A 2,355-nucleotide genomic window follows, 5' to 3' on the forward strand; every position below is an offset into this window, starting at 1 on the left:
GATCCCGACGGCAACAATATCGAGGCGGTCTATCATGGCGAGCATGAACGCAGCGCGCCGTCGGTCGAGATCCGCTTTTAGGGCGCCGTCGCCACGGGGTCAGCTGTCGAGGAACGCGGCGACGGCGTCGAGGCCATAGTCTTCGGTAACGAAGCTTTGTCCGATACCGCGCGTCAGGATCAGCGGCAGCTTGCCGCCGCGCACCTTCTTGTCGTGCGCCATATGGCCGGCAAGCGTCACCCCGTCGCTGTTCACACCGGCGCTCGCGAGGCTGTGCGGCAGGTCGACACTCGCCAGATGGGCGCGCACCCGCTCGGCGTCTTCGGGCGCGCAAAGACCCTTGGCGGCCGAGAATTGATGCGCGAGGACCATGCCCGCCGCGACCGCCTCGCCGTGGAGGAGGCGGTCCGAATAGCCCGTCTCGGCCTCGAGCGCGTGGCCGAAGCTGTGTCCGAGGTTGAGCAGCGCGCGAATGTCCTGCGTCTCGCGCTCGTCGGCGGCGACGATGCGCGCCTTGGCGGCGACGCTGTGCGCGATCGCGCGCGCGCGCGCCGCACTGTCGCCGACGAGCAGCGCCGCGCCATTCGCCTCGCACCAGGCGAAGAAATCGGCGTCGTCGATCAGGCCGTATTTGACGACCTCGGCATAGCCGGCGCCCAGTTCGCGGCGCGGCAGCGTTTCGAGCGTCGTCGGATCGATCACGACGAGCGCGGGCTGGTGAAAGGCGCCGATCAGGTTCTTGCCCGCGGGGACGTTGATCGCGGTCTTGCCGCCAACGCTGCTGTCGACCTGCGCCAGCAAGGTGGTCGGGACCTGGACGAAGTTGCAGCCGCGCTTCACGACGCTGCACGCGAAGCCGACGAGGTCGCCGATCACGCCGCCGCCGAGCGCGATCACATGGTCGCTGCGTTCGATGCCTTCGCCGATCAGCCACTCGGTCAGGCGCGCGAGCCCGGCCCAGCTTTTCGTGCCTTCGCCCGGCTCGAGCACGAAGGACGAGAAGGAAATGCCTTCGTTGCCGAGCGCCGCCCCGACGCGGTGCAGATAATGGTCGGCAACATGGCGGTCGGTGACAATCATCGTGCGCGGGCGCTTCAGCAGCGGTGCGACATGGCGGCCGATCTCGTCGAGCAGTCCGTCGCCGATCAGGATCGGATAGCTGCGGCTGCCAAGGTCTACGGTCAGGCTTTGCATGTCGCCAACGCCTCCAATATCGCGCGCACCGTATGGTCGTGCGGGGTGCTTGCCGAACTGACGCGCAGATGCGCTTCGGCGTAGATGGGATTGCGCACCGCAGCGAGCTCGCGGAGCACTTCGCCGGGATCGCGATCCTTCAGAAGCGGGCGGTGGCTGCGGCGCCCGACGCGCTCGACGAGCGTCGGGATATCGGCATCGAGCCAGATACAGAGGCTGTCCCTGAGGATCAGCGCGCGCGTTTCGTCGTTGATGAAGGCGCCGCCGCCGGTCGCCAGCACCATCGGTTTTCCGGCCAGGAGGCGCGTGATCACGCGGCGCTCGCCGTCGCGGAAATGCGCCTCGCCGAAGCGCGCGAAAATATCGGAGATCGTCATGTCGGCGGCACGCTCGATCTCGTCGTCGGCATCGGCGAAGCGCATGCCCAGCCGCTGTGCAAGGCGGCGGCCGATCGTCGATTTTCCCGACCCCATCAACCCGACGAGCACGATCGACCGGTCGCGGATCGACGCGGGGATGGCAGCAGCCGGGCTTTTCGGGTTTCGCGACATGGTGCGCGCGGCTATACCGCCCAAGGCGCGCGGGACAATGTTTTTGCTGCAGGCGCGTAATGAGACAGACGGTGGGCATTGGATATTGCGCGCACGGGGCAGATCGGGAAAAGGCCGCTGGATTGCACGTTTGATCGTGCTGGCGCTGGTGCTGGTGGCGTTCTTTCTGTTCCTGCTGTTCCTGGGCCGGCCGATCGAGCCGCGAATGATTGAGGTGGACGTGACCGACAAGATTGCCGAAAGCACGCTGCGATGAAGCTGAAATCTCTCTCGCTGATGCTCGGCCTGTCGGGCACGGCTCTCGCCGCCGTGCTGGTGTTGCCCGCGCTCGCACAGGAATCGCTGCTGCCCGAAGGCTTCGGGAATCCCGCCGACACGCCGGCGCCGCGGCCGTCGCCCGCGCCTGCGCCGACGCCGGCAACTGCGCCCGTGCCGGGCTCTGCGCCAAAGAACGGTACGACTCCGCCGCCCGTCGCTCCGACGCTGAGCACGACCACGACCAGCGGTTCGGCCGAAGAGGGCGAGGATGCCGGGGAAGGCGAAGAAGTCGAATCGGGCGGGTTGAAATACGACCTGCCGCCGGGCGCGCGGCGCCTGCTCACGCGGATCG

3 protein-coding genes and 1 pseudogene are annotated in these 2,355 nt (G+C 67.6%); 2 read left to right on the top strand and 2 right to left on the bottom strand.

Going from position 1 to position 2,355, the window contains the following annotated elements:
* Nucleotides 1–99: 99 nt before the first annotated feature.
* A complete protein-coding gene (gene aroB, locus VGD20_RS20520) occupies nucleotides 100–1,194 on the bottom strand; it encodes a 3-dehydroquinate synthase (protein ID WP_331136224.1) in 1,095 nt (364 codons plus the stop codon).
* Nucleotides 1,182–1,745 carry a shikimate kinase gene (locus VGD20_RS20525; protein ID WP_331136225.1) on the bottom strand — a complete coding sequence of 188 codons (564 nt, stop codon included), beginning with the start codon at nucleotides 1,743–1,745 and terminating at the stop codon, nucleotides 1,182–1,184. The genes aroB and VGD20_RS20525 overlap by 13 nt, the downstream gene beginning before the upstream one ends.
* Nucleotides 1,746–1,782: 37 nt before the next feature.
* Here VGD20_RS20525 and VGD20_RS20530 point away from each other — a divergent pair, with 37 nt between their 5' ends.
* Nucleotides 1,783–2,001: a hypothetical protein gene (locus VGD20_RS20530; protein ID WP_331136226.1), complete on the top strand. Its 219-nt coding sequence runs from the start codon at nucleotides 1,783–1,785 to the stop codon at nucleotides 1,999–2,001.
* A pseudogene (locus tag VGD20_RS20535) lies at nucleotides 1,998–2,355 on the top strand (hypothetical protein); the annotation flags it as partial. The gene VGD20_RS20530 and the pseudogene VGD20_RS20535, both read left to right, overlap by 4 nt.

The sequence above is a fragment of the Sphingopyxis sp. genome, assembly GCF_036402335.1.
In the GTDB taxonomy this organism is placed as follows: domain Bacteria; phylum Pseudomonadota; class Alphaproteobacteria; order Sphingomonadales; family Sphingomonadaceae; genus Sphingopyxis.